Here is a 26104-nt window from a genome sequence, read left to right as displayed (position 1 = left end):
CGGTGTTGTGGTGAACCGGTGGCCCCGGCACGCAGCGATGCCTGCGACCGAGGTCACCGGCGGCGGATACGATGGCTGCTCGCCGCGCCCCCTCGCTGTCGTCGGAGCAAACCCGCCTCATCCACGGAAAGGTCCCGGCCGTGCACCTGAAGAGCTTGACGTTGAAGGGCTTCAAATCCTTCGCGTCCGCGACGACGCTGCGCTTCGAGCCGGGCATCACCTGCGTGGTCGGCCCGAACGGCTCCGGCAAGTCGAACGTGGTGGACGCGCTGACCTGGGTGATGGGCGAGCAGGGCGCCAAGGCGCTGCGCGGCGGCAAGATGCAGGACGTGATCTTCGCAGGCACCCAGGGCCGGGCCGCGCTCGGCCGCGCCGAGGTCACGCTGACCATCGACAACTCCGACGGCGCGCTGCCGATCGACTACGCCGAGGTCTCGATCACCAGGCGGATGTTCCGGGACGGCGCGGGCGAGTACGAGATCAACGGCTCCACCTGCCGGCTGATGGACGTCCAGGAACTGCTCAGCGACTCCGGCATCGGCCGGGAGATGCACGTCATCGTCGGCCAGGGGCAGCTCGCCGCCATCCTCGAATCGCGGCCGGAGGACCGCCGCTCCTTCGTGGAGGAGGCCGCGGGCGTGCTCAAGCACCGCAAGCGCAAGGAGAAGGCGGTCCGCAAGCTCGAGGCGATGCAGGCCAACCTGGCCCGCCTCACCGACCTCACCTCCGAGCTGCGCCGCCAGCTCAAGCCGCTCGGCAGGCAGGCCGAGGTGGCCCGCCGCGCCGCCACCGTGCAGGCCGACCTGCGCGACGCCCGGCTCCGGCTCGCCGCCGACGACCTCGTGACCAGGCGCGGCGAGCTCGCGGGCAGGCAGAGCAAGGAGGCCTACGCCCGCGAGCAGCAGATCACCGTGCAGGCCGAGCTGGGCGCCGCGGGCGCCGCGCTGGCCGGGCAGGAGCACCAGCTCGCCGAGCTGACCCCGAGCTCCGAGGCGGCCGCGCAGACCTGGTTCCAGCTCTCCGCGCTTGCCGAGCGGGTCAACGCCACCATCCGGATCGCGGGCGACCGGGCCAGGCACCTGGACACCGCCACCCAGGCGGGTACCGGCCGCGACCCGGAGCAGCTGGAGGCCGAGGCCGACCGGGTGGCGGCCGAGGAGGCCGAGCTGCGCGAGACCGTCGAGATGACGATGGAGACGCTGGAGGCCGCGCGCGACGCGCTGGCCGAGCGCGAGCAGGCCGCCAAGGCCGCCGAGCAGGCGCACCTCGCCGCGGTGCGCGCCATCGCCGACCGCCGCGAGGGGCTGGCCCGGCTCGCCGGACAGGTCGAGACGCTGCGGCACAAGACGCAGTCCGCGGACACCGAGATCACCCGGATCTCCGGCGCGATCACCGAGGCGGGCAGGCGCGCCGACACCGCCCGCGCCGAGTTCGACGACGTCCAGGCCGAGCTCGCCGAGCTGGACGCGGGCGAGGCCGGGCTGGACGCCCAGCACGAGCACGCCGTCGCGGCGCTGGAGCTGGCCGATGCCCGCGTGGCCGAGCTGCGGCAGGACGATCGCGACGCCACCAAGCGGGTGGCCTCGCTGAGCGCCCGCATCGAGGCGCTCGGCATGAACCTGACCCGCAAGGACGGCACCGCCTGGCTCGCCGAGCACAGCCCGGCCGGGCTGCTCGGGCCGCTCTCCGGGGTGCTGCGGGTGCGGCCCGGCTTCGAGGCCGCGGTGGCCGCGGTGCTCGGCCCGCTCGCCGACGCCACTGCCGCCCGCTCCGAGACCGCCGCCTACGACGCGCTGCGCGCCATCAAGGGGGCCGACGGCGGCCGGGTCGGGCTGGTGTTCCACACCGGGGGGCGGGCGGTCGCCCCCGCCGCGCTGCCCGCAGGCGCCACCGCGCTCTCCGCCGTGGTCGAGTACCCGGACGAGCTGGCCCCCGCGGTGCTCGCGCTGACCGCGACGGTCGCCGTCGTCGACGACCTCGCCGCCGCCACCGCGCTCCTCGGCACCCGCCCCGAGCTGCGCATCGTCACCAGGGACGGCGACCTGGCAGGCACCGGCTGGGTGCTCGGCGGCTCCGAGCGCGCGCCGAGCAGGCTGGAGATCCAGGCCGAGATCGACGCCGCCGCCGCCGAACTCACCGCGGCCCAGCGCCGCGCCGCCGAGCTGGAGGCCGCGCTCGCGGGCGCGCTCGACGAGCAGACCGACCGCAGGCAGGCGGTCGACCACACCCTGCTCGCGCTGCACGAATCGGACCAGGCGCTGGTCGCGGTGTACGAGCGGCTGGCCAGGCTCGGCGAGACCACCCGCACCGCCGAGAAGGAGAGCGCCCGCCTCTACGACCAGCGCGCCGCCGCCGAGACCGGCCGCGAGCAGAGCCTGGCGACCCTCGCCGAGCTGGAGGACCGGCTGCGCAACGCCGAACTCGAGCAGGCCAGGATCGACGCCGACGGCTACGGTGCGGCGGGCACCGAGGCCGCAGGTCGGGAGCGCGAGGAGGCCGCTGCCGAGCTCGCCGAGGCGAGGACCATGGAGGTGGAGGCGCGGCTCGCCGTGCGCACCGCCGAGGAGCGCGCGCAGTCGGTGCACGGCAAGGCGGATTCGCTGCGCCGCGCGGCGCGGGCCGAGCGGGAGGCGCGGGCGCGGGCCGAGCGCGCGCAGGCCGCCAGGCGCAAGGCCGCCGCGGTGGCCGCCGCCGTCGCGGAGTCCGGCGCGCAGGTCGCGGGCGAGCTGGAGCGGGTGGTGGCGCGGGCCGCCGCCAGGCGCGACGAGCTGGTGCGCCGCCGCACCGAGGTCGCCGCCGAGGTGGAGCGGGTCAAGGAGCGGGTGCGGGCGCTCACCGCGCAGCTCACCCAGCTCACCGACGCGGTGCACCGGGACGAGGTCGCCAAGGCCGAGGCCGCGCTGCGGATCGAGCAGGTCGAGTCGACCATCGCCGAGCAGTTCGGGATCGCGCTGGACGACCTCGTCGCCGAGTACGGCCCCGACGTCCCGCTGCCCCCGTCCGAGCTGGAGCTGCACGAGTACGAGCAGGCGCGGGAGCGCGGCGAGGCGGTGACCCCGCCGCAGCCCATGCCCTACGACCGCGCCTCCCAGGAGCGCAGGGCGCGCCGGGCGGAGAAGGACCTCGGCACGCTCGGCAAGGTGAACCCGCTCGCGCTGGAGGAGTTCGCCGCGCTGGAGGAGCGCTACAACTTCCTCGCCACCCAACTCGAGGACGTCAAGAACGCCAGGCAGGACCTGCTCGACGTGGTCGCCGAGGTGGACGCGCGGATCCTGCAGGTCTTCGCCGAGGCGTACGCCGACGTGGAGCGCGAGTTCGTCGGGGTCTTCGCGCGGCTCTTCCCCGGCGGCGAGGGGCGGCTGGTGCTCACCGATCCCTCGAACATGCTCACCACCGGGATCGAGGTGGAGGCGCGGCCGCCGGGCAAGAAGGTCAAGCGGCTCTCGCTGCTCTCCGGCGGCGAGAAGTCGCTGACCGCGGTGGCGCTGCTGGTCGCCATCTTCCGGGCGCGGCCGTCGCCGTTCTACGTCATGGACGAGGTCGAGGCGGCGCTCGACGACACCAACCTGCGCCGCCTCATCGGCCTCTTCGAGCAGCTGCGGGAGAAGAGTCAGCTGATCGTCATCACGCACCAGAAGCCGACCATGGAGATCGCCGACGCGCTCTACGGCGTCAGCATGCGCGGGGACGGCATCACCCAGGTGATCTCGCAGCGGTTGCGCGGCGAGAACCTGGCCCCCGCTCCCGCGGGGTAGGAGAGGCGTCCGCCCCGCGGGGTAGGAGAGGGGTCCGCCTCCGCGAGGGAGAAGAGGCGTCCGCCTCCGCTGGGGGTAGGAGAGGCGTCTGCCTCCTCCATGGGGCGCACCGCCGCCGCGGGGTGTATGCGCCCGCGCCGGTGCCTACAGGGTGGATGGCGCCGCCGTGGTGTCCGCGCCGAGAGCGCTGATGGCGGCAGCGCCGCCGGTGCTGAGCCAGGTCCGCAGGTCGCGGAGGCCGGGGTGCAGGGTGCGCAGCGCTGGGAGGTCGGCGCGCCAGCCGCCGGTGCGGCGGACGGCGCGCCAGGCGTCGCCGATCATCGGGGCGATGGCGTCCGCCTCGGCTTCGGAGAGTTCGTGATATCGCACCGCGTCCCCGGTGGCGGCGGAGATCGCGTCGGCCGCGGCGCGCGGCGTCGGCGCGTCACCCGCGAGCTGCAGCGCCTGCCCGTCGAAGCGCGCCGGGTCGGTGAGCGCGAGCACCGCGAAGTCGGCGATATCGGCGAGCGCGATCATGGACAGCGGCTCGTCGGCCGGGAAGATGTGCCGGTTCACGCCGTCCACGATCCCGTCGACCACGAACGCGCGCAGCAGGTAGTTCTCCATGAAGCGCACCGGCCGCAGCAGCGTGTACCGCAGCCCGGACTCCGCCACCGCCTCCTCGATCGCGGTCTTGCCGTCGAGATCGCGGGAATCGTGCCCCGGCGTCCGGGCGACCCCGCTGAACACGATCTGCTCGACCCCGCCCCTGCGCGCCGCGTCGACCACCGCGCGCCCGCGCTCGGCCTCCCGAGCGGAGTCCCAGCCGCCCGCGCCGAAAACCGAAGGCGGGATCAGGAATACCGCCCGTGCCCCGGCCACCGCGGCCGCCAGGCTCGGCGGATCGTCGAGATCGCCCGTGACCAGCGCCGCGCCCGCGGCGGCCAGCGCGACGGCGGCGGGCGCGGCGGGATCGCGCACCAGCGCCCGCACCGGAACCCCGGCGGCGAGCAGCCCGCGCGCGGTCGCGCCGCCCTGCTGCCCGGTGGCGCCGACGACGAGCACGGAATCGGAGTGTTCAGCCATGACGGCCCTTCTCTGCGGGGGCGCCGAACGCCCCGGAATCGGGTCGGTCGACCCGTTTCCGAGGTTAGAATTCGGGCCGAACCCCGCCCAGCCCCCGGAACGAAAGGCCGTGACGAAAGTGGCCGCCGAACGCACAAGGGCCGATGCCAGGCGCAACCGCGCCCTGGTCCTCGCGGCCGCCCGCCGCGCCTTCGCCGAGCGCGGCACCGGCGTCTCGCTGACCGAGATCGCCCGCGCCGCCGGCGTCGGTGCGGGGACCGTCTACCGGCACTTCCCGGCCAAGTCGGACCTGGTCGAGGCCGTCGTGCACCAGCGCATCGACCACCTCGCCGCGGTCGCGGCCAAACACGCAACCGCCGCCGACCCGGGCGCCGCCTTCTTCGCGGTCTGCCGGGAGCTGGTGCTCACCACCCCGCGGGCGCAGGAGCTCTGCGAGCAGGTGCAGTCCGACGACGGCTGGCCGAAGGCGCTGGTGCACAGCGCGGGCGCCCGCTTCCAGCGCGAGTTCGGCGACCTGCTGGCCGCGGCGCAGCGGCAGGGCGCGGTCCGCGCCGACCTGGACGCCGCCGACGCGCTCGCCGTCGTCACCGGCGCCATCGCGGTGCAGCGGATGCAACGGGAGCCCGGGATATCCCGGCCCGCCCGCGTGATCCTCGACGCGCTGTACGCCACCGAGACGAAACCGGGTGACGAAACCGGGCCGAGCGCAGCGCCGGAATCCGCCTGCCCGGTCTGCGCGCAGCCGGTCCACCGGCCCGCGACCGGGCGCCCGGCGCGGTACTGCTCGCCCGCGTGCAGGCAGCGGGCGCACCGCCGCAGGCGCGCGGCAGGCCCTCCGGAACGGTGACCGAGTACGGCGTTCCGGGGGAGAGCGGGCGGCACCGGCGGTCTCGAGCTAGAGCAGGTCGCTGACGTCGTCCGGGACGTCGACCGCGTACTTCCGCAGGATCTCCATGGAGATCACCTCGAGCGCGTTCTCGTGGGTGGCGGCCAGCACCACCGGCGCGGCCACCCCGTCCTCGTGCGCGTGCAGCCAGCGCACCGCGACGACGCACCAGCGGTCGCCCGGCTGCAGGCCGGGGAAGTTGTTCTCCGGGCGCGGGGTGCTCAGGTCGTTGCCGATGGAGGCCTGGTGTTCCAGGAACTCCGCGGTCGCGACGGTGCACACGGTGTGGCTGCCGAGATCCTCCGGCCCGGTGCTGCAGCAGCCGTCACGGTAGAAGCCGGTGAGAGGATCGGTGCCGCACTCTTCCAGCGGCCCCCCAAGCACGTTTCGATCGGTCACGCCGCCGATCCTATTGGCCTCTGCCGAGAAGTTCCGCAGGACAAGAAATCTCGATGGCCGGTCTGCGGGCTCGCGGGCACCCTGACCAGCGGCTCAGCCGGGCTCTGCAAGGATGTCCGGTGTGAGTGCCGAAGCCTGGATTCTGATCGCCGTGATCGCCGCCGTCGTGCTGGTGGTGTTGGTCGCGGGCTACGTCCTGTCCAAGCGCCGCCGGGTGTCGCTGACCGCGCCGGCGGAGGAGAAGGAGCTGACCGACCGCTCCGGCGGTTATACCGCCGCTGGCGGGTTCAGCTTCAGCAGGGGCGGTGCCGCCACCGCGGAACCGGAGCCGGTGCTGCGCGACCGCACCGACACCGAGGGGCAGCCGCACGTCGGCGACGACGCCGCCGTCCCGCGCGACGCGCACCGGCGCGGGATCACCGAGGTCCGGCTCCCGGACGCGGACGTGGAGCCGTCCGAAACGGTCACCCACCCCGGCGATCCCACCGCTACCGCACCGACCGAAACGGACATCCCCGACGCGGGCCAGGCCGCCCCCGCCGACACCACAGCCGATACTGCCGCGGCCCCGTCCGAAGACACCCCGCCCGCCGCGGGCACCACTCCGGACGGCACGGCCACTGCCCCGGCCGCGCCGGGCGCCGGCCCGACGGCCCCGTCGACCGCCGACACCGCACCGTCCACTCCGGTGCCGGGCACGGCCCCCGCCGCGGGCACCTCCGCCGCCGAGGACATAGCCCCGACCTCCGGTCGCCTGATCCGCCTCCGCGGCCGCCTGTCCCGCTCCCAGAACGCCATGGGCAAGAGCCTCCTCGGCCTGCTCGGCGGCGGCGACCTGGACGAGGACTCCTGGGAGGAGATCGAGGACACCCTCGTCCTCGCCGACCTCGGCACCGCGAGCACCGCGGTGATCGTGCGGCGGCTGCGCGAGGAGCTGGCGGCGCGCAGTGTGCGCAGCGCCGACGAGGCCCGCGCGGTGCTGCGCACCGTCCTGGTCGAGGCGCTGCGCCCGGAGCTGGACCGCGCGGTGCACGCGCTCCCGCACGACGACCACCCGTCGATCCTGCTCGTGGTCGGCGTGAACGGCACCGGCAAGACGACCACCACCGGCAAGCTGGCCCGGGTCCTGGTCGCGGACGGCCGCCGGGTGCTGCTCGGCGCGGCCGACACCTTCCGCGCCGCCGCCGCCGACCAGCTGCAGACCTGGGGCGAGCGGGTCGGCGCCGACACCGTGCGCGGCCGCGAGGGCGCGGACCCGGCCTCGGTGGCCTTCGACGCCGTGACCGTCGGCATCGAGCGCGGCGTCGACGCCGTCCTGGTGGACACCGCGGGCAGGCTGCACACCAAGACCGGGCTGATGGACGAGCTCGGCAAGGTCAAGCGGGTGGTGGAGAAGAAGGCCGCCGTCGACGAGGTGCTGCTGGTGCTCGATGCCACCGTCGGCCAGAACGGCCTGGCGCAGGCGCGGGTCTTCGCCGAGGTCGTCGAGATCACCGGCGTCGTGCTCACCAAGCTGGACGGCACCGCGAAGGGCGGCATCGTCTTCCAGGTGCAGCACGAGCTCGGCGTCCCGGTGAAGCTGGTCGGCCTCGGCGAGGGCGCGGACGACCTCGCCCCGTTCGAGCCGGGCGCCTTCGTCGACGCGCTGCTCGGCTGAGGAAATCACCCCGTGGGCGATCCCACAGCGGCCGGAATGGCCGCTGTGGGCCGGACGAAACGTGGCCGCAACACAACCGGCGTACCCGTTCACGTAGGTGAAACACAGTGGATCGCCGGATGAAACACCAGGTGAGGATTCTTCTTCCCAGGTCCTGATGCCGAAGTCGGCCGGGCCCGAGATGAGGAGGACATCAAGGTGGATTTTCCCACGATAGGCGCGCCGGACGCCGGTGACACCGCATGGATGCTGGCTGCCGCAGCGTTCGTCTTGCTGATGACGCCAGGACTCGCGTTCTTCTACGGCGGCATGGTCCGCGCCAAGAACGTGCTGAACATGATCATGATGAGCATCAGCGCCATGGGGCTCATCACGATCCTCTGGGCGCTGTACGGCTTCTCCGTCGCCTTCGGCGAGGACAAGGGAAACCTGATCGGCGACCCGACCCAGTACTTCGGACTGGCCAAGGTCTTCGGCGGTGAGTACCTCGCCTCCACCGACCCGGAGGCGCCCGCGGGTATCCCGCTGTTCGGCACCATCCCGCTCTCGGTGTTCGTCGCCTTCCAGCTGATGTTCGCGATCATCACCGTCGCCCTCATCTCGGGTGCGGTTGCCGACCGCATCAAGTTCGGGTCCTGGCTGGTCTTCGCAGGCATCTGGGCCACCGTCGTCTACTTCCCGGTGGCGCACTGGGTCTTCGCGTTCGACGGCTACACCGGCGAGCAGGGCGGCTGGATCGCCAACAACCTCAAGGCCATCGACTTCGCCGGCGGCACCGCGGTGCACATCAACGCCGGTGCGGCCGGCCTCGTGCTCGCGATCGTCCTCGGCAAGCGCAGGGGCTGGCCCAAGACCCCGTTCCGCCCGCACAACCTGCCGTTCGTCATGCTCGGCGCCGGGCTGCTGTGGTTCGGCTGGTACGGCTTCAACGCCGGCTCCGCGCTCGGCGCCAACGGCATCGCCGGCGCCACCTTCCTGACCACCACCATCGCCACCGCCGCCGCCATGCTCGCCTGGCTCCTGGTGGAGAAGATCCGCGACGGCAAGCCCACCTCGCTGGGCGCCGCCTCGGGCATCGTGGCCGGTCTGGTCGCCATCACCCCGTCCTGTTCCTCGGTGAACACCGTCGGTGCGCTGGTGATCGGCGTCGTGGCGGGTGTGCTCTGCGCCCTCGCCGTCGGGCTGAAGTTCCGCTTCGGCTTCGACGATTCGCTCGACGTGGTCGGCGTGCACCTCGTCGGTGGCCTGGTCGGCACCCTGCTCGTCGGGCTGGTCGCCGCGCCGGAAGCACCGGCGGCGGTCTCCGGGCTGTTCTACGGTGGTGGTCTGGAGCAGCTGAAGCTGCAGGCCGTCGGCGCCTTCGCGGTGCTGGCCTACTCGGTGGTCGCGACCGCGATCATCGCCTTCGCCATCAAGTTCACCATCGGCCTCCGGGTGTCCGAGGAGGACGAGGCGCTCGGCGCGGACGAGTCCGAGCACGCGGAAAGCGCATACGATTTCGCTGCTGTGGGTGGCACGGCACGTACCACCGTCAAGGAGGCATGACGCATGAAACTGATCACCGCCATCGTCAAACCGTTCACCCTCGAGGACGTGAAGGGCGCACTCGAGCAGGCCGGGATCCTCGGCATGACCGTGAGCGAAGTGCAGGGCTACGGCAGGCAGAAGGGTCACACCGAGGTCTACCGCGGCGCCGAGTACTCGGTGGACTTCGTGCCGAAGGTGCGCGTCGAGGTGGTCGTCGACGACACCTCGGTGGACAAGGTCGTCGAGGTGATCGTCGAGGCCGCGCGCACCGGCAAGATCGGTGACGGCAAGGTCTGGGTGACCCCGGTCGAGACCGTGGTGCGGGTGCGCACCGGCGAACGCGGCAGCGACGCACTGTAGTACCCCGGGGCCGGTGGACGGACCGGCCCCGGATCCAGCACGAGAGAGCGGCGGCCCCGCTCCGGCCGGAGCACCGGCCGGAGCGGGGTCGCGCGCGTGGAACGGGCGGTGACTATGGGCAACAATCAGAACAACGGGGCTGCCGATCTGGTCCGGGCACGGGCACAGCTGCTCGAGGGGGGCCATCCGCGCAATCCGCGGCTGGACGCGGAATCACTGCGGTCGGCGCTGGTCGACCTGTTCGAACTCTGGCTCACCGGCAAGGGCGCCGAACTTGGCATCGGGCCGGACAGCGGGCTGGCGCTGGTCGCCGTCGGCGGGCTCGGGCGGCGCGAGATGCTGCCCTACTCGGACCTCGACCTGGTGCTGCTGCACGACGACGTGGACCCGGCCCGGGTGGCCGAGGTGGCCGACCAGCTCTGGTACCCGCTCTGGGACGCACACATCAAGCTGGACCACAGCGTGCGCACGGTGCCGCAGGCGCTGCGGGTCGCCGCCGACGACATCCCGGCCGCGCTCGGCATGCTGGAGGCCAGGCACATCGTCGGCGACGCCGACCTGAGCAATCTGCTGATCGGCGGGGTGCGCAGGGAGTGGCGCACCAGCATCAGAACCCGCTTCGACGACCTGATCGCGCAGACCCGCACGCGCTGGCAGCGCAGCGGCGAGATCGCGCACCGGGCCGAGCCCGACCTGAAGAACGGCCGCGGCGGGCTGCGCGACATCCAGCTGCTCGACGCGCTCGCCATCGCCCAGCTCACCGACGCCATGCCCGGCCTCGGCCCCGACGTGCCCGGCGGCGGGCTGAAGCACGCGCACCGCAGAATGCTCGACGTGCGCACCGAGCTGCACCGGGTGGCCGGCCGCGCCCGCGACCAGCTGCGCGCGCAGGACGCCGACGAGATCGGTGCCGCGCTGCGCATCGGCGACCGCTTCGACCTGGCCAGGACGCTCAGCGATTCGGCGCGGACGGTGAGCTACTCGGTCGACGTCGGGCTGCGCACCGCGGCCAACGCGCTGCCCCGCCGCGGCCTGGCCCGGCTGCGCCGGATGCCGGTGCGCCGCCCGATCGACGAGGGCGTCGTCGAGCACGCGGGCGAGGTGGTGCTCGCCCGCGACGCTAGGCCGCAGCGCGACCCTGGGCTGATCCTGCGGGTGGCGGCGTCCTCGGCCGTCACCGGGCTGCCGATGTCGGCCACCACGCTGAATCGGCTTTCCGAGGACGCGCCGGAGCTGCGCGAGCCCTGGCCGAAGGACGCGCTGAACGACCTGCTCGTGCTGCTCGGCGCGGGCCGCAACGCCATCGGCGTGATCGAGGCGCTCGACCGCACCGGGCTCTGGGGCAGGCTGCTGCCGGAGTGGGGCGCGGTGCGCGACCTGCCGCCGCGGGACGCCATCCACACCTGGACCGTGGACCGGCACCTCATGGAGACCGTCGCCTACGCGGGCGCGGGCAGCACCAGGGTGGCCAGGCCGGACCTGCTCGCGCTCGGCGCGCTGCTGCACGACATCGGCAAGGGCCGCGCGGGCGACCACAGCGTCGTCGGCGCCGAGCTGGCCACGCACATCGGGCGCAGGCTCGGGCTCTGGCCGTCGGATGTGCGCACGCTCAGCGCCATCGTCCGGCACCACCTGCTGCTGCCGGACACGGCGACCCGCAGGGACCTGGCCGACCCGGCCACCGTCGAGCACGTGGTGACGGCGCTGGACGGCGACGTCCAGCTGCTGGAGCTGCTGCACACCCTGGCCGAGGCGGACTCGCTGGCCACCGGCCCCGGTGTCTGGGGCGACTGGAAGGCCTCGCTGATCGGTGACCTGGTGCGGCGCTGCCGGACCGTCATGCGCGGCGACGAACTGCCCGCCCCGGAGCCGATCGCGCCGGAGCTGCTGGCCAAGGCCGCGGCGGGCGGGGTACACGTGGAGCTGCAACCGGGCGACGGCAAGCACACCTACACCGTCACGGTGATCGCCCCGGATTCTCCCGGGCTGCTCTCGGACGCCGCCGGGGTGCTCGCGCTGCACTCGCTGCGGGTGCTCTCGGCCGCGCTCGGGGTGGAGGGGGCCTCGGCCGTCGACACCTTCGTGGTGACCCCGCGCTTCGGCGGCCCGCCGGACGCCGGGTTGCTGCGCCAGGAACTCATCCGGGCCATCGCGGGCGACCTCGACCCGGGCGCGGTGCTGGCCAAGCGGGAGCGCGACGCCGACGGGCCTGGCCCCGGCCCGTACGCGCAGGCGCAGCCACGGGTGCTCTGGTCGGAGGCGTCGGAGGGCCGGGTGATCCTGGAGCTGCGCGCCGAGGATCGGCTCGGGCTGCTCACCCGGCTGGCGGCGGTCCTCGCGGAGGCCGCGGCCTCGGTGCGCTGGGCCAAGGTGGTGACCCTCGGGTCGGCGGTCGTCGACACCTTCTGCCTCGATCTCGGCGCCGGGGACACGCCGGAGCGCAGGGCGGCGCTGGAGCGGAGCGTGCTGGAGGTGGTGCCGCAGCCCGCCCCGAAGAAGCCGGAGGAGGCGGGGGATTCGGCTGTCGGCTGATCGTCCGACGCGATTCGCCTTCCGCATCGAATGTGACGCAGATTACTATCGGCTGACCGGAAACGTCGATGAGAGGTGGGTCCGTTGGCGCTGGAGGTGGTTTCCGCGTCGCTGATGACCAGCGACGAGACCAGGCACATCGCTCGCTGCGTCGGCAACGGGAGCTGGGTGGTGTCCTGGCTGCCCGGCCGCACCCTCAGCGCACCGCAGGCCGTCACCGCCATGACCATCGCCTCGGCGGTGGCGACCGGCGGCGCCGACGGCGCGGGCGAACTCGACGCGGCCGCGGCCGAACTCGGCCTCACCGGCCGCGAGGCGGTGTTCCTCGTCGCCGTGGAGAACCACGACTACGGCACGCAGCGGCCCCGCCCGCGGCCGCGGCGCTGAGGCGGCGGCGGTCGACTTCCCGACCGCCGCGTGCCGCGCCGCGTCAGCCGATTACCCTGGACGGGAAATGTCGTCCCCCCGAGTCCAGGAGCGCGATCGGTGTTCGAATCACTGTCCGACCGGCTGACAGGTGCCCTCAAGGATCTGCGCGGCAAGGGGCGGCTGTCACCGGCCGACATCGACGCCACCGCGCGCGAGATCCGGCTGGCGCTGCTGGAGGCCGACGTCGCGCTTCCGGTGGTGCGCGGTTTCATCGCCCGGATCAAGGAGCGCGCCAACGGCGCCGAGGTGTCGGGGGCGCTGAACCCGGCGCAGCAGGTCGTCAAGATCGTCAACGAGGAGCTCGTCGGCATTCTCGGCGGCGAGACCCGCAGGCTCGCGCTGGCCAAGAACCCGCCCACCGTGATCATGCTGGCCGGCCTGCAGGGCGCCGGTAAGACCACGCTCGCGGGCAAGCTCGCGAAATGGCTGCGCGGCCAGGGCCATCAGCCGCTGCTCGTCGCCTGCGATCTGCAGCGCCCCGGCGCGGTCACCCAGCTCCAGGTGGTCGGCGAGCGCGCGGGCGTCCCGGTCTTCGCGCCGCACCCCGGCACCGGCCTCGGCGGGGAGAACCAGCTCGGCGTCTCCGCCGCCGACCCGGTGCAGGTCGCCGAGTCCGGCATCGCGGAGGCGCGGGCCAAGCAGTACGACGTGGTCATCGTCGACACCGCAGGCCGGCTCGGCATCGACGCCGAACTGATGCAGCAGGCCGCAGGCATCCGCGATGCCGTGCAGCCGGACGAGGTGCTCTTCGTCCTCGACGCCATGATCGGCCAGGACGCGGTGAACACCGCCGAGGCGTTCCGCGACGGCGTCGGCTTCACCGGCGTCGTGCTGACGAAGCTGGACGGCGACGCCCGCGGCGGCGCCGCGCTCTCGGTCCGCAACGTCACCGGCGCGCCGATCATGTTCGCCTCCACCGGCGAGAAACTGGAGGACTTCGACGTCTTCCACCCCGACCGAATGGCCAGCCGCATTCTCGGCATGGGCGACGTGCTCACCCTCATCGAGCAGGCCGAGCAGGTCTACGACCAGCAGCAGGCCGAGGATGCGGCGCGCAAGATCGGTAGCGGCGAGCTCACGCTGGAGGACTTCCTCGAGCAGATGCTCGCCATCCGCAAGATGGGGCCGATCGGCAACCTGCTCGGCATGCTCCCCGGCGCAGGCCAGATGAAGGACGCGCTCGCCGCCGTCGACGACAAGCAGCTGGACCGGGTGCAGGCCATCATCCGCGGCATGACCCCGGCCGAGCGCGCCGAACCGAAGATCATCAACGCCTCGCGCAGGCTGCGCATCGCGAACGGCTCCGGCGTCCAGGTCTCCGACGTGAACCAGCTGGTCGACCGGTTCTTCGAGGCCAGGAAAATGATGGCGGCCATGGGCAGGCAGATGGGCATGCCCGGCGCCAACCGGCGGAACAACCGCAAGGGCAAGAAGGGGAAGAAGGGCGGCCGCGGGCCGACCCCGCCCAAGGTGCGCGGCGGGTTCCCCGGCATGCCCGGCCTTCCGCCCGGCATGCCCGACATCTCCAACATGCCCGCCGGCCTGGACCAGCTGCCGCCCGGGCTGGAGGGTTTCGACCTCTCGAAGCTGAAGTTCCCCAAGCAGTAGCGGCTCTCCCGTCCGGGGCGAAGGAGGTCGGCGGTGCATCTGCGCGGCGTGGTGCTGCCCGAGGCCGAGGTGCGCGACATCTGGGTGCACGAGGGCCTGGTCACCTATGAGCCCGTGCCCGGTGCCGAGACCTTCGCGCGCGACGGCTGGATCGTGCCGGGGCTGGTGGACGCGCACTGCCACGTCGGCATCCGGTACGGCGGCGGCCACGAGGACCGGGACGGCGCGATCGAGCAGGCCGTCACCGAGCGGGAGGCGGGAGCGCTGCTGCTGCGCGACGCCGGTTCGCCGATCGACACCCGGTTCGTCGACGAGCACGAGGAGCTGCCGCGGATCATCAGGGCGGGCAGGCACATCGCCCGGCCCAAGCGCTACATCCGCGAGCTCGGCATCGAGCTGGACGACGAGCGCGACCTGCCGGAGATCGTCGCCGAGCAGGCCAGGTTCGGCGACGGCTGGGTGAAGATCGTCGGCGACTGGATCGACCGCTCGGTCGGCGATCTGCGCCCGCTGTGGAGCGACGCGGTGCTGCGGGAGGCGATCGACGCCGCGCACGCCAACGGCGCCAGGGTCACCGCGCACGTGTTCGGCGAGGACGCGCTGCCCGGGCTGATCACCGCCGGGATCGACTGCCTGGAGCACGGCACCGGCCTCACCGACGACACCGTCGCGCTGATGGTCGAGCACGGCACCGCGCTGGTGCCCACGCTGGTCAATATCGACACCTTCCCCGGGATCGCCGACGGCGCGGGCAGGTTTCCGGTCTACGCCGCGCACATGCGCGACCTGCACCGCCGGGTGCGCGACACCGTCGGCCGCGCACACGAGGCCGGGGTGCCGATCTACGCGGGCACCGACGCGGGCGGCTCGATCCGGCACGGCCGGATCGCCGACGAGATCGGCGCGCTCGCCGGTGCCGGGCTCTCCGCGCACGACGCGCTCGGCGCCGCCTCCTGGGACGCCCGCCGCTGGCTCGGCCGCCCGGTGCTCGAGGAGGGCGCCCCCGCCGACTTCGTGCTCTACGACCGGGACCCGCGCACCGACCCCGCTGCGCTGACCGCACCGCGCGCGGTGGTCCTGCGCGGCAGGCCCTACCCGCGCCGTGACCCGGTGACCGCGCACCGCTGAATTCCGCGCCGCCGCTTCGTCGCTATCGGTGGAAGCACCACCGATCGGAAGGAAAGCCGTGCGCGAACTCGTCGTGACCCAGAACATCACCGTCGACGGAGTGATCGAAGCCGCCGACTGGTTCTCCGGGGCAGATGCCGACCCGGCGGCCACCGCCGACCTCAACGCCGCGCTGCTGGAGCAGGCCGCCGCCTCGGACGCGGTGCTCTTCGGCAGGCAGACCTTCGAGGACATGCGGAGCTACTGGCCCGCCCGGACCGGCGACACCACCGGCGTCACCGAACACCTGAACACCGTCACCAAATACGTGGTCTCCCGGACCCTCACCGAGCCGGGCTGGACGAACTCGGAGATCCTGCGCGGTCCGCTCACCGAGGAGATCGCCGGGATCAAGGCCAGGCCGGGCCGCGACATCGTGCTCACCGGCAGCATCCGGCTCTGCCACGCGCTGATCGCCGCCGACCTGGTGGACGAGTACCGGCTCTTCGTCTATCCGGTGGTGGTCGGTACCGGCGCCCGGCTCTTCGCGGACGCCACCGGGGTGCCGCCGCTGCGGCTCGCCGAGTCGCGGGCCTTCCGCTCCGGCGTGGTGCTGCTGCGCTACCGGCGGGGCTGACCGAGCCGATTTCGGGCGGGCCGCACCCGTCTGGCACAATGATCCACCGTCCTTCTGGACGCGTGTCAGCCCGTCTCCGGTTCCGTACCGCGCGGCGGTCACACACTTCGAGCGCGAAACCGGACCCGCAGACCGTGCGGGGTCGCTGAATCGCGCAGTGACCATTCGGCCGCCCCCGCGGCGGCCACCACCGAAAGGCAGAATTCACAGCCATGGCTGTTCGCATCAGACTCACCCGCCTGGGCAAGATCCGCAACCCGCAGTACCGCGTGGTCGTCGCCGACGCCCGCACCCGCCGCGACGGCCGGGCCATCGAGTCGATCGGCACGTACCACCCGAAGGAAGAGCCCTCGCTGATCCAGATCGACGCGGAGCGCGTGGCGTACTGGCTCGGCGTCGGCGCCCAGCCGACCGAGCAGGTGCAGCGGCTGCTGGAGATCACCGGCGACTGGCAGAAGTTCAAGGGCCTGCCGGGCACCGAGGGCACCCTGAAGGTCAAGGCCGCGAAGCCGAGCAAGCTCGACCTCTTCAACGCCGCGCTGGCCGCCGCCGACGGCGAGTCTTCCGGCGAGGCCACCACGCCGAAGAAGAAGGCCAAGAAGGCCGACGACGCTGCGGCCGAGTCGACCGAAGCCGCCGAGTAATGAGCGTCGTTGTCGCCGATGCCGTCGAGCACCTGGTGCGCGGCATCGTCGCCAATCCCGACGACGTCCGGGTCGAGCTGATCACCGGCAGGCGCGGCCGCACCGTCGAGGTGCACGTCCACCCGGACGACCTGGGCAAGGTCATCGGCCGCGGCGGCCGCACCGCCACCGCGCTGCGCACCCTGGTCGCCGGCATCGGCGGCCGCGGCATCCGGGTCGACGTGGTCGACACCGACGCCTAGATGGAACTCGTCGTCGGACGGGTCGCCAAGTCGCACGGTGTGCGCGGCGAACTCGTCGTGGAGATCCGCACCGACGATCCGGACTCCCGGTTCGCGCCGGGCACCGTCCTGCTCGGACGGCCGCCACGGGCGCGCACCGGTGGTACGGAGTTCACCGTGGAGTCGGCCCGCGAACACTCGGGCCGGCTGCTCGTGCGGCTGCGCGAGGTGGACGGTCGCGACGCGGCGGACGCCCTGCGCGGCACGCTGTTCCTGGTGGACAGCGCCGATCTGCCGCCAGGCGATGACCCGGACGAGTTCTACGACCACGAACTCGAGGGGCTCGCGGTGCGGCTCACCGACGGCACCGCCGTCGGCACCGTCACCGAGGTGCTGCACTCCGCCGCGGGCGAGCTGCTCTCGGTGCGCGCCGAGGACGGCAGGGAGCTGCTGATCCCCTTCGTCACCGCCATCGTGCCGACCGTCTCGGTGGCCGAAGGTGTCGTGGTGATCGACCCGCCCGAGGGGTTGCTCGATCCGGAATGAGGCCGTCGTGAAACTGGATGTGCTGACGATCTTCCCGGAGTACCTGGAGCCGCTGCGCGCCGCGCTGCTCGGCAAGGCCATCGACCGCGGGCTGATCGCCATCGATGTGCACGACCTGCGGCACTGGACGCACGATGTGCACCGGTCGGTGGACGACTCGCCGTACGGCGGCGGTCCCGGCATGGTCATGAAGCCCTCCGTGTGGGGTGTCGCGCTGGACGAGGTCTGCCCCGACGACGCGCTGCTGGTGGTGCCGACCCCGGCGGGCGTGCCGTTCACCCAGGCCACCGCGGAGCGCTGGGCGGCCGAGCGGCACCTGGTGTTCGCCTGCGGCCGGTACGAGGGCATCGACCAGCGGGTCTTCGACGATGCCGCCCGCCGGGTGCGGGTCGAGGAGGTGAGCATCGGGGACTACGTGCTCATCGGCGGCGAGGCCGCCGTCCTGGTCATGGTCGAGGCGGTGGTCCGGCTGCTGCCCGGCGTGCTCGGCAACCAGCAGTCGCACCGTGAGGATTCCTTCTCCGACGGACTGCTCGAGGGCCCCAGCTACACCCGGCCGGTGATCTGGCGCGATCTCGAAGTGCCGCCGATCCTGCTCTCCGGCGACCACGCCAAGATCGCGGCCTGGCGGCACGAGCAGGCGCTGGAGCGCACCCGCGCCCGCCGCCCGGACCTGCTGCCCGGTGACGACGGCGTTCCCGACCCGGCCTGACCGCTCTGCGGGACGGGATCACTCCAACCCGGCCTGACCGCTGGGGGACGGGATCACTCCAATTCGGCCTGACCGCTCTGCCGGACGGAACCACCCCGACTCGGCTCGCCCGTTCAGCCGGACGGAACCACCCCGACTCGGCACGCCCGTTCAGCCGGACGGAATCACCGCGGCCCGGCCGTCCGCGCCGGGAACGAGCACGCCCCACGGCGCGGGCTGTAGCCGCGCGGTCTGCGCGACCGGCATGGTGAGCAGCGGTTCCTCGCCGCGCGATGTCGGCTTCGCCCCCGCGACGTGGGTGCGCTCGCCGGTGCCTACGTCATAGGCGAGCAGTGACCCGTCGTCGCGCCCGCCGCTGCGCGGCCGCAGCGTCGCCAGCAGCACGCCGTCCGGCGACCCGACGCTCAGCAGGATCTCCTCGTCGGCGGCGAGCGGCGCCGTCCAGCGCACCCCGCCGTCCGGCTCGACGAACCGCATCTCGGTGTTCTTCGCCAGGGTGGTGCTGTCCATGATCAGCGCGGTGCCGCCGGGACGGGCGAAGCGGTAGCGGGACTGCTCGCCGACCGGCTGACGGCCGAGCTCGTCGCCGCTGCGCAGGGCGAGGAACACCCGCTCGCCGCCGGACTTCACGGTCATGTCGGCCGAATCGACCACGAAGGTATCGGTGCCGGTGAGCGTCCGGTGCCACAGCTCGGCCCCGGTCAGGCGGTCGAACGCGGCCACGGCGAGGTCGAGGTCGGCACCGTCCGGGGCGAAGCGGGTGGGGCAGCGCAGCAGCGCGACCTCCCGCGTCAGCAGGACGGAGAGGTTGTCCTCGGTGAACGGCGCCGCGCAGCCCCACTGCGCCGGATCGGCGGTCCAGCGCGGCCGGTTCGTCGCCGGATCGCGGAGCACGACGCTGCCGTCCTCGACGCCGCTCTCCCACCACCCGTCGGCGGCGGTGCTCCACAGCTCCGCGCCGGTCTCGGCGGAGTAGGCCACGTAGCCGGGGGAGTCCTGCCAGCGCACCAGCAGCACGTCGTGGAACAGCACCGGTGTGGTGCGCCGCGGATCCGGCGCACTCCCGGCTCGCTGAATCGCCCACCGCTGCTCGCCGTCCGGGCTCCAGCCGAGAATCGTGTCGCCGCGCACGGTGTAGATGCCGGACTCGGTCACCCCCGCGTCATCGAAGGCGCCGAGCTCGACCGGGTGGATCCCGGACAGCTCCAGCGCGCCCGGCGGCCGGGACGCCGCCGGCCCCCCGCACGCCGCCAACACCAGGACCAGCCCGAACGCCGCCAGCGCCCGTACCGCTCGATTCCACCCCATGCCGAACTCCCCCCGAAGTAGTTGTCGGCGACGATCTTTGCACGGGGCACCGACAGGGTCCTACGGCAGCAGCCGAGCCCGTCTGGCCCTGGCAACCGCCTCGACCCTGGTGTGCGCGTCGAGCCTGCTCATGGCGCTGCGCAGGTAGCTCTTCACCGTCTCCGGGCCGAGCGAGAGCCGCGCCGCCACCTCCTGGTTGGTGCAGCCGAGCGCGACCTGCGCGAGCACGTCGAGCTCGCGGCGGGAGAGCCGGGGCGCATCGGCGGCGGGCGCCCCCGCGAGCACACGGGTGATCCGGCCGCCGACGGTGTCGAGACGGGCGCGCAGCGCGGGGTCGGGAACGGTGGCCGCGATCTCCCTGAGCTCGGCGTGGATGTCGCGCAGCTCCTCGCTCTCCGCGCCCGCGGGCGCCGGTTCGGCGAGCCGGAGCAGCCGCAGCCGCCGGTCCACCTCGTCGCGCACGGTGATCTCGCGGGCCAGCTGCCCGGCCGCGCCGATCAGCAGCTCGGCGGTGCGGCCGCCGAGCGGGGAGCCGCCGCGGTTCGCGGCATACAGCACCGCGCGGGATTGCCGGTCGACCAGCACCGGCACCGCGAGCACCGAGCGGATGCCCTCGCCGAGCACCGGCCGGTCGTAGTCGTGCGTGATGGACGAGGCGCTGCGGTAGTCGGCCACCGAGGCGGGGGAGCCGCTCGCCATCACCTGCCCGCCGAGGCCGGACCTGCGCAGCACCGTGAGCCCGCGCAGCGCGTTCGTGGTGGTGCCGACGAACTCGGAGAGCAGCAGCGCGTCCCGTGCGATCTCGCCGCCGAACGCCACCGGCACCCCGGCTTCCCGCGCCACCAGCCGCAGTGCCGCGCGCAGTGCGTCGCCGTCGCGCGGGCGGAGCAGGTGCTCGCCGGGCACGCGATCGGGGCTCATGTCGGGTCACCCCTTTTCGGGGGTAGTGCGGAACGTGACGTGTCCCACATTCTAGGCGGACTCCGGTGCTGGGCCGGAGCCGCACGAGGGAGGACCACATGGCGACCGAGACGACGGTGCTCGACAGCGACCCGGACCAGCGGGTACGCACGCTGCTGGAGACCTACGACAGCCCGGCCGCCACCGCGGCGGTGCTGCTCTGCGACCGGCACCCGGCCGACCGGGTCGCGGTTACCGTGGTCGAGTCCGACCTGAGCCACACCGACCTCACCTACGGCGAACTGCGCGAGCGCTCCGAGCGGTTCGCCGCCGCGCTCGGCGAGCTGGGCGTCGGCCCCGGCGACCGGGTGGCCACGCTCATGGCGAAGTCGGCCGACCTGGTGGTGGCGCTGCTCGGCATCTGGCGGCGCGGGGCGGTGCACGTGCCGCTGTTCACCGCCTTCGCCCCGCCCGCCATCGCCTTCCGGCTCACGGCCGCCGATGCCTGCTGGGTCATCGCCGACGCCGACCAGGCCGCGAAGCTGCTCCCCGGCGACGACATCCCGGCCGTCGCGCCGTGGGGGGTGATCGTCGCGGGTGGCGAGCAACCGGGCGCGCTGCGCTTCGAGGAGCTGCTCGCCGGGCACTCGGCCGCCGACCCGCTGGCCGCCGCGGTGACCGTCGGCGGCGACGGCGCGCTGGTCCAGCTCTTCACCAGCGGCACCACCGGGACCCCGAAGGGCGTGCCGATCCCGCTGCGCGCACTGGCCTCGTTCCACGCGTACCAGGAGTTCGCGCTCGACGTCCGGCCGGACGACGTCTTCTGGAACGGCGCCGACCCGGGCTGGGCGTACGGGCTGTACTACGCGATCCTGGCCCCGCTGGCGTCCGGGATCCGCACCCTGCTGCTGCACGCGCCGTTCTCGCCCGCGCTCACCTGGCAGGTGCTGGAGCGCTTCGGTGTCACCAATTTCGCCGCCGCGCCCACCGTCTACCGGGCGCTGCGCGCCGAGCCCGCGCCGGAGGGCGGCACGCTGCGCCGCGCCTCGTCGGCGGGCGAGCCGCTCACCCCTGAGGTGGTGGAGTGGTCGGCCGCGGCGCTCGGCGTCCAGGTCCGCGACCACTACGGCCAGACCGAGCACGGCATGGTCATCGGCAACGCCTGGCACGAGGCGCTGGACGCGACCGTCCCGCCCGGCTCGATGGGCAGGCAGCTGCCCGGCTGGCACTGCGCGGTGCTCGCCGACGACGCCGACGCCGAGGCGCCGACCGGCGAGCTCGGCCGGGTCGCCATCGATACCGGGAACAGCCCGCTGCTCTGGTTCACCGGCTACCTGGACGCCCCCGAGCGCACCGCGCAGCGCTTCACCGCCGACGGCCGCTGGTACCTCACCGGCGACGTGGGCTCGCAGGACGCCGACGGTTTCTTCCGCTTCTCGGCCAGGGACGACGATGTGATCATCATGGCCGGCTACCGGATCGGCCCGTTCGAGGTGGAGAGCGTGCTGCTGCTGCATCCGGGGGTCGCCGAGGCCGCGGTGGTCGGGATGCCGGACGAGCTGCGCGGCGAGGTGCTGGAGGCCTTCGTCGTACTTGGCAGGGAGGCGACCGGCGACGACGAGCTCGCCGCCGAGCTGCGGCAGCTGGTGAAGCAGAAGTTCGCCGCGCACGCCTACCCGCGCCGGGTGCACTTCGTGGACACGCTGCCCAAGACCCCCAGCGGCAAGGTGCAGCGCTACCTGCTCCGCCGGGGCGGCGCCCGGTGAGCGCCCCCGCCTACGACAGCGGCCGCGCCGACACCCCGCTGCTCGGCGACACCGTCGGCGGCAACCTCGATCGCGTCGCCGCCGCGCACCCGGAGCGCGAAGCCCTGGTCGACCGCCCCACCGGTCGCCGCTGGAGCTACCGGGAACTGGTCGCGGCGGTCGACGCCATCGGCACCGGGCTGCTCGAGCACGGCGTCCGCACCGGCGACCGGGTCGGGATCTGGGCGCCGAACTGCGCGGAGTGGTTCCTTGTGCAGTACGCCACCGCGAAGATCGGCGCGATCCTGGTCACCATCAACCCGGCCTACCGCACCTCCGAGCTGGAGTTCGTGCTCCGCCAGGCCGGGGTGCGGACGCTGGTCACCGCCGAGTCCTTCAAGACCTCGGACTACGTCGCGATGGTCGGCGAGGTGCGCGCCGCGGTCCCGGAACTGGAATCGGTGCTGGTCCTTGGCTCGCCGGAGTGGGAAGCGCTGGCTGCCACCGAAGCGGACGCCGCCCGGCTCGCCGCCGTCGCCGCGGAGCTCTCCGCCGACGACCCGATCAATATCCAGTACACCTCGGGGACGACGGGATTCCCCAAGGGCGCCACGCTCAGCCACCACAACATCCTGAACAACGGCTGGTTCGTCGGTGAGCTGTGCGGCTACACCGAGCACGACCGGATCTGCGTCCCGGTGCCCTTCTACCACTGCTTCGGCATGGTGATGGGCAATCTGGCGAGCACGACGCACGGCGCCGCCGTCGTCATCCCGGCGCCCGCCTTCGACCCGGAGGCGAGCCTGGCCGCGGTCGCCGCCGAGCGCTGCACCTCGCTCTACGGCGTGCCGACCATGTTCATCGCCATGCTCGCCGTGCTCGACGCCGGCGCCGAGCACGACCTGGCCACGCTGCGCACCGGCATCATGGCGGGCTCGCCCTGCCCGGTCGAGGTGATGAAGCGGGTCATCGACCGGATGAACATGGCGGAGGTCGCCATCTGCTACGGCATGACCGAGACCTCGCCGGTCTCCACCCAGACCCGCCGCGACGACAGCCTGGAGCGGCGCACCGAGACCGTCGGCCGGGTCGGGCCGCACCTGGAGGTCAAGATCGTCGACCCGGCGACCGGGCGGACGCTGCCGCGCGGTGAGCCCGGCGAGCTCTGCACCCGCGGCTACTCGGTGATGCTCGGGTACTGGGGCGAACCGGCCAAGACCGCGGCGGCCGTCGACGCCGCGCGCTGGATGCACACCGGCGACATCGCCGTCATGGACGGCGCCGGCTACCTCGCGGTGACCGGCCGGATCAAGGACATGGTGATCCGCGGCGGCGAGAACATCTACCCGCGCGAGATCGAGGAGTTCCTCTACGCGCACCCGGACGTGCTGGACGCGCAGGTGATCGGGGTGCCGGACGCCACCTACGGCGAGGAGCTGATGGCGTGGCTCCGGCTGCGCCCCGGCGCGGCCCCGCTGGACGCCGCGCGGTTGCGCGAGTTCTGCACCGGCAAGCTGGCGCACTACAAGATCCCGCGCTACGTGCACCTGGTCGAGGAGTTCCCGATGACCGTCACCGGGAAGGTCCGCAAGGCCGAAATGCGGGAGCTGGCAGGGGAACTGCTCGGCCGCAAGGACGCCTGACCCGCGGCGTCGGTGGTCGCCGGTAGGGTGGCGCCTCGTGACGACAGTGCCCGAGAGTTCCGCTCCGCCCAGCACCGGTGTGCCCAGCGTCGACCGCCGAATCGCCGAGGAACTCGGCGTCCGGGAGAGTCAGGTGCGCGCCACCGTCGAGCTGCTCGACGGCGGCGCCACCGTCCCCTTCGTCGCCAGGTACCGCAAGGAGGTCACCGAGGGGCTGGACGACGCGCAGCTGCGCACGCTGGAGGAGCGGCTGCACTACCTGCGTGAGCTGGACGAGCGCCGCGCCGCCGTCGTGGAATCCATTCGTGGCCAGGGCAAACTCGACGACGAGCTGCACCGGCAGCTGCTCCTCGCCGACACCAAGGCCAGGCTGGAGGACATCTACCTCCCGTACAAGCCGAAGCGGCGCACCAAGGCGCAGATCGCGCGCGAGGCCGGGCACGAGCCGGTCGCCGACGCCCTGATCGGCGATCCGGCCACCGACCCGGCCGGCTACACCGCCGAGCAGCTGGACGGCGCCCGCGCCATCCTGGTCGAGCGCTTCGCCGAGGATGCCGACCTGGTCGGCGAGCTGCGCGAGCTCATGTGGAAGCGCGGCCGGGTCAGCGCGGCCGTTCGCCCGGGCAAAGAGGAGGCGGGCGCCAAGTTCGCCGACTACTTCGAGTTCGCCGAGGCCTTCGAATCGCTGCCGTCGCACCGCATTCTCGCGCTGCTCCGCGGCGAGAAGGAGGAGATCCTCGCGCTGAAGCTGGAGCCGGATACCGAGGAGCCGCAGCCCGGCGAGCGCACCGTCTACGAGGGCCGGATCGCCACCCGCTTCGATATCGCCGACCGCGGCCGCGCCGCCGACGGCTGGCTGCTCGACACCGTGCGCTGGGCCTGGCGCACCAAACTCCAGGTGAGCCTCGGCATCGACACCAGGATGCGGCTGCGGCAGGCCGCCGAGAAGGACGCGGTCGACATCTTCGCCGCCAACCTGCGCGACCTGCTGCTCGCCGCCCCCGCGGGCACCCGCACCACCATGGGGCTGGATCCGGGGTACCGCACCGGGGTCAAGGTGGCCGTGGTCGACGCGACCGGCAAGGCCGTCGCCACCGAGGTCGTCTACCCGCACAAGCCGCAGGGGCAGACCGAGAAGTCGCTGGCCGTGCTGGCCGCGCTGGTCGCCCGGTTCGGTGTCGAGCTGATCGCGATCGGCAACGGCACGGCCTCCCGCGAGACCGACGCGCTCGCCGTCGAGCTGATCTCCCGGATCCCGGAGAACAAGCCGACCAAGATCGTGGTCTCCGAGGCGGGCGCCTCGGTCTACTCCGCCTCGGCCTACGCCTCGCAGGAGCTGCCGGACATGGACGTCTCGCTGCGCGGGGCCGTCTCCATCGCGCGCAGGCTGCAGGATCCGCTGGCCGAGCTGGTGAAGATCGATCCGAAGTCGATCGGGGTCGGGCAGTACCAGCACGACATCTCCGAGACGCTGCTGGCCCGCTCGCTCGGCGTCGTGGTCGAGGACGCGGTGAACGCGGTCGGCGTCGACGTGAACACCGCGTCGGTGCCGCTGCTCGCCCGGGTCTCCGGCATCAGCGGAACGGTCGCCGAGAGCATCGTCGCGCACCGCGACCAGAACGGCCCGTTCCACAGCCGCACCGCGCTCAAGGAGGTGCCCCGGCTCGGCCCGAAGGCGTTCGAGCAGTGCGCGGGCTTCCTCCGCATCCGCGGCGGCGCCGACCCGCTCGACACCTCCGCTGTGCACCCGGAGGCGTACCCGGTGGTCCGCCGCATCCTGGACTCGACCGGCAGCGGCATCGCCGAGGTCATCGGCAACCCGGCCGTGCTGCGCGCGCTGAAGCCGGTCGACTTCACCGACGAGCGCTTCGGCGTCCCGACGGTCACCGACATCATCGCCGAGCTGGAGAAGCCGGGCCGCGACCCGCGCCCGGAGTTCAAGACCGCCGAGTTCGCCGCCGGCGTGGAGAAGGTCGCCGACCTGGAACCGGGCATGGTGCTGGAGGGCGTGGTCACCAATGTCGCCGCTTTCGGCGCCTTCGTCGACGTCGGGGTGCATCAGGACGGCCTGGTGCACGTCTCGGCCATGTCGCGCAGCTTCGTCGACGATCCGCGCAGCGTGGTGAAGTCCGGCGATGTGGTGAAGGTCAAGGTGCTCGAGGTCGACGTGGCCAGGCAGCGCATCGGGCTCTCGCTCCGGCTGGACGACGAGCCGGGCAAACCGGCCGGGCGCGAGGAGCGCGGCGGTCAGCGCGATCGCAACCGGGGCGGCGGCGGCAAACCCAGGCAGAATGGACAGGGAAAGCCGCAGGGCGACGGGCGCGGCCAGGGCAAACAGGGCGGCCAGCAGCAGCAGCGCCGCCCCGCTCCGGCGAACGGCGCCATGGCCGACGCCCTGCGCCGAGCGGGGCTCGGCAAGTAGA

21 protein-coding genes are annotated in these 26104 nt (G+C 73.1%); 17 read left to right on the top strand and 4 right to left on the bottom strand.

The genetic code is table 11. From position 1 onward, the window contains the following. Positions 1-140 precede the first annotated feature (140 nt). Positions 141-3755 carry a chromosome segregation protein SMC gene (smc, locus tag ACFUJ1_RS06735; RefSeq protein ID WP_378643359.1) on the top strand — a complete coding sequence of 1205 codons (3615 nt, stop codon included), beginning with the start codon at positions 141-143 and terminating at the stop codon, positions 3753-3755. A gap of 144 nt (positions 3756-3899) precedes the next feature. Here the strand turns inward: smc and ACFUJ1_RS06730 are convergent, their stop codons facing one another. After that, positions 3900-4820: an NmrA family NAD(P)-binding protein gene (locus tag ACFUJ1_RS06730; protein ID WP_378643356.1), complete on the bottom strand. Its 921-nt coding sequence runs from the start codon at positions 4818-4820 to the stop codon at positions 3900-3902. Positions 4821-4929: 109 nt separating this feature from the next. Between ACFUJ1_RS06730 and ACFUJ1_RS06725 the strand changes: the two genes are divergently transcribed. Continuing rightward, a complete protein-coding gene (locus tag ACFUJ1_RS06725) occupies positions 4930-5667 on the top strand; it encodes a TetR/AcrR family transcriptional regulator (protein ID WP_378643353.1) in 738 nt (245 codons plus the stop codon). A gap of 48 nt (positions 5668-5715) precedes the next feature. Here the strand turns inward: ACFUJ1_RS06725 and ACFUJ1_RS06720 are convergent, their stop codons facing one another. After that, a complete protein-coding gene (locus tag ACFUJ1_RS06720) occupies positions 5716-6105 on the bottom strand; it encodes a DUF2237 family protein (RefSeq protein ID WP_233019769.1) in 390 nt (129 codons plus the stop codon). A 121-nt stretch (positions 6106-6226) separates the two neighbouring features. On the opposite strand from ACFUJ1_RS06720, the gene ftsY reads away from it, so the two are divergent. The 12 genes from ftsY (at position 6227) to trmD (ending at position 18085) form a co-directional block, all read left to right on the top strand. After that, positions 6227-7762: a signal recognition particle-docking protein FtsY gene (ftsY, locus tag ACFUJ1_RS06715; RefSeq protein ID WP_378643350.1), complete on the top strand. Its 1536-nt coding sequence runs from the start codon at positions 6227-6229 to the stop codon at positions 7760-7762. Between the two features lie 246 nt (positions 7763-8008). Next, a complete protein-coding gene (locus ACFUJ1_RS06710; protein WP_378643769.1) occupies positions 8009-9307 on the top strand; it encodes an ammonium transporter in 1299 nt (432 codons plus the stop codon). 3 nt (positions 9308-9310) lie between these two features. After that, entirely contained in the window at positions 9311-9649 is a 339-nt protein-coding gene (locus ACFUJ1_RS06705; RefSeq protein WP_378643347.1) for a P-II family nitrogen regulator, read from the top strand. A 114-nt stretch (positions 9650-9763) separates the two neighbouring features. Then, entirely contained in the window at positions 9764-12181 is a 2418-nt protein-coding gene (locus ACFUJ1_RS06700; RefSeq protein WP_378643344.1) for a [protein-PII] uridylyltransferase, read from the top strand. A gap of 75 nt (positions 12182-12256) precedes the next feature. Then, on the top strand, positions 12257-12568 hold the full coding sequence (locus tag ACFUJ1_RS06695) for a hypothetical protein (RefSeq protein WP_378643342.1): 312 nt from the start codon (positions 12257-12259) through the stop codon (positions 12566-12568). Positions 12569-12667: 99 nt separating this feature from the next. Continuing rightward, on the top strand, positions 12668-14218 hold the full coding sequence (ffh, locus tag ACFUJ1_RS06690) for a signal recognition particle protein (RefSeq protein ID WP_378643339.1): 1551 nt from the start codon (positions 12668-12670) through the stop codon (positions 14216-14218). Between the two features lie 33 nt (positions 14219-14251). Beyond that, positions 14252-15346 (top strand): amidohydrolase family protein, encoded by a 1095-nt coding sequence (locus ACFUJ1_RS06685; RefSeq protein WP_378643337.1) that lies wholly within the window; start codon positions 14252-14254, stop codon positions 15344-15346. Between the two features lie 58 nt (positions 15347-15404). Then, positions 15405-15962, top strand: coding sequence for a dihydrofolate reductase family protein (locus ACFUJ1_RS06680; protein WP_378643334.1), 558 nt, complete (start codon positions 15405-15407; stop codon positions 15960-15962). Between the two features lie 212 nt (positions 15963-16174). Continuing rightward, positions 16175-16606, top strand: coding sequence for a 30S ribosomal protein S16 (gene rpsP / locus ACFUJ1_RS06675; protein ID WP_378643331.1), 432 nt, complete (start codon positions 16175-16177; stop codon positions 16604-16606). Next, complete coding sequence (locus tag ACFUJ1_RS06670) at positions 16606-16848, top strand: RNA-binding protein (RefSeq protein ID WP_233019760.1); 243 nt, start codon at positions 16606-16608, stop codon at positions 16846-16848. The genes rpsP and ACFUJ1_RS06670 overlap by 1 nt, the downstream gene beginning before the upstream one ends. Beyond that, complete coding sequence (gene rimM, locus ACFUJ1_RS06665; RefSeq protein WP_378643328.1) at positions 16849-17373, top strand: ribosome maturation factor RimM; 525 nt, start codon at positions 16849-16851, stop codon at positions 17371-17373. A 7-nt stretch (positions 17374-17380) separates the two neighbouring features. Further along, positions 17381-18085: a tRNA (guanosine(37)-N1)-methyltransferase TrmD gene (gene trmD, locus ACFUJ1_RS06660; protein WP_378643326.1), complete on the top strand. Its 705-nt coding sequence runs from the start codon at positions 17381-17383 to the stop codon at positions 18083-18085. 150 nt (positions 18086-18235) lie between these two features. On the opposite strand, the gene ACFUJ1_RS06655 is transcribed toward trmD, so the two are convergent. Next, a complete protein-coding gene (locus ACFUJ1_RS06655; protein WP_378643323.1) occupies positions 18236-19393 on the bottom strand; it encodes a PQQ-binding-like beta-propeller repeat protein in 1158 nt (385 codons plus the stop codon). A 60-nt stretch (positions 19394-19453) separates the two neighbouring features. Next, positions 19454-20314: a LuxR C-terminal-related transcriptional regulator gene (locus ACFUJ1_RS06650; RefSeq protein ID WP_378643321.1), complete on the bottom strand. Its 861-nt coding sequence runs from the start codon at positions 20312-20314 to the stop codon at positions 19454-19456. 98 nt (positions 20315-20412) lie between these two features. On the opposite strand from ACFUJ1_RS06650, the gene ACFUJ1_RS06645 reads away from it, so the two are divergent. From ACFUJ1_RS06645 to ACFUJ1_RS06635, 3 genes are read left to right on the top strand one after another with little or no spacing between them, the layout of a single operon-like run. Further along, a complete protein-coding gene (locus ACFUJ1_RS06645; protein ID WP_378643320.1) occupies positions 20413-22059 on the top strand; it encodes an AMP-binding protein in 1647 nt (548 codons plus the stop codon). Beyond that, a complete protein-coding gene (locus ACFUJ1_RS06640; protein ID WP_378643317.1) occupies positions 22056-23681 on the top strand; it encodes an AMP-binding protein in 1626 nt (541 codons plus the stop codon). The genes ACFUJ1_RS06645 and ACFUJ1_RS06640 overlap by 4 nt, the downstream gene beginning before the upstream one ends. Before the next feature lie 37 nt (positions 23682-23718). Beyond that, entirely contained in the window at positions 23719-26103 is a 2385-nt protein-coding gene (locus ACFUJ1_RS06635) for a Tex family protein (protein ID WP_378643314.1), read from the top strand. Position 26104: the final 1 nt, after the last annotated feature.

The sequence above is a fragment of the Nocardia sp. NPDC057227 genome (assembly GCF_042669725.1).
Classification (GTDB): domain Bacteria; phylum Actinomycetota; class Actinomycetes; order Mycobacteriales; family Mycobacteriaceae; genus Nocardia; species Nocardia asteroides_A.
Note: the sequence above shows the minus strand (reverse complement) of the source record. Positions and strands in the feature narration are given on the sequence as shown.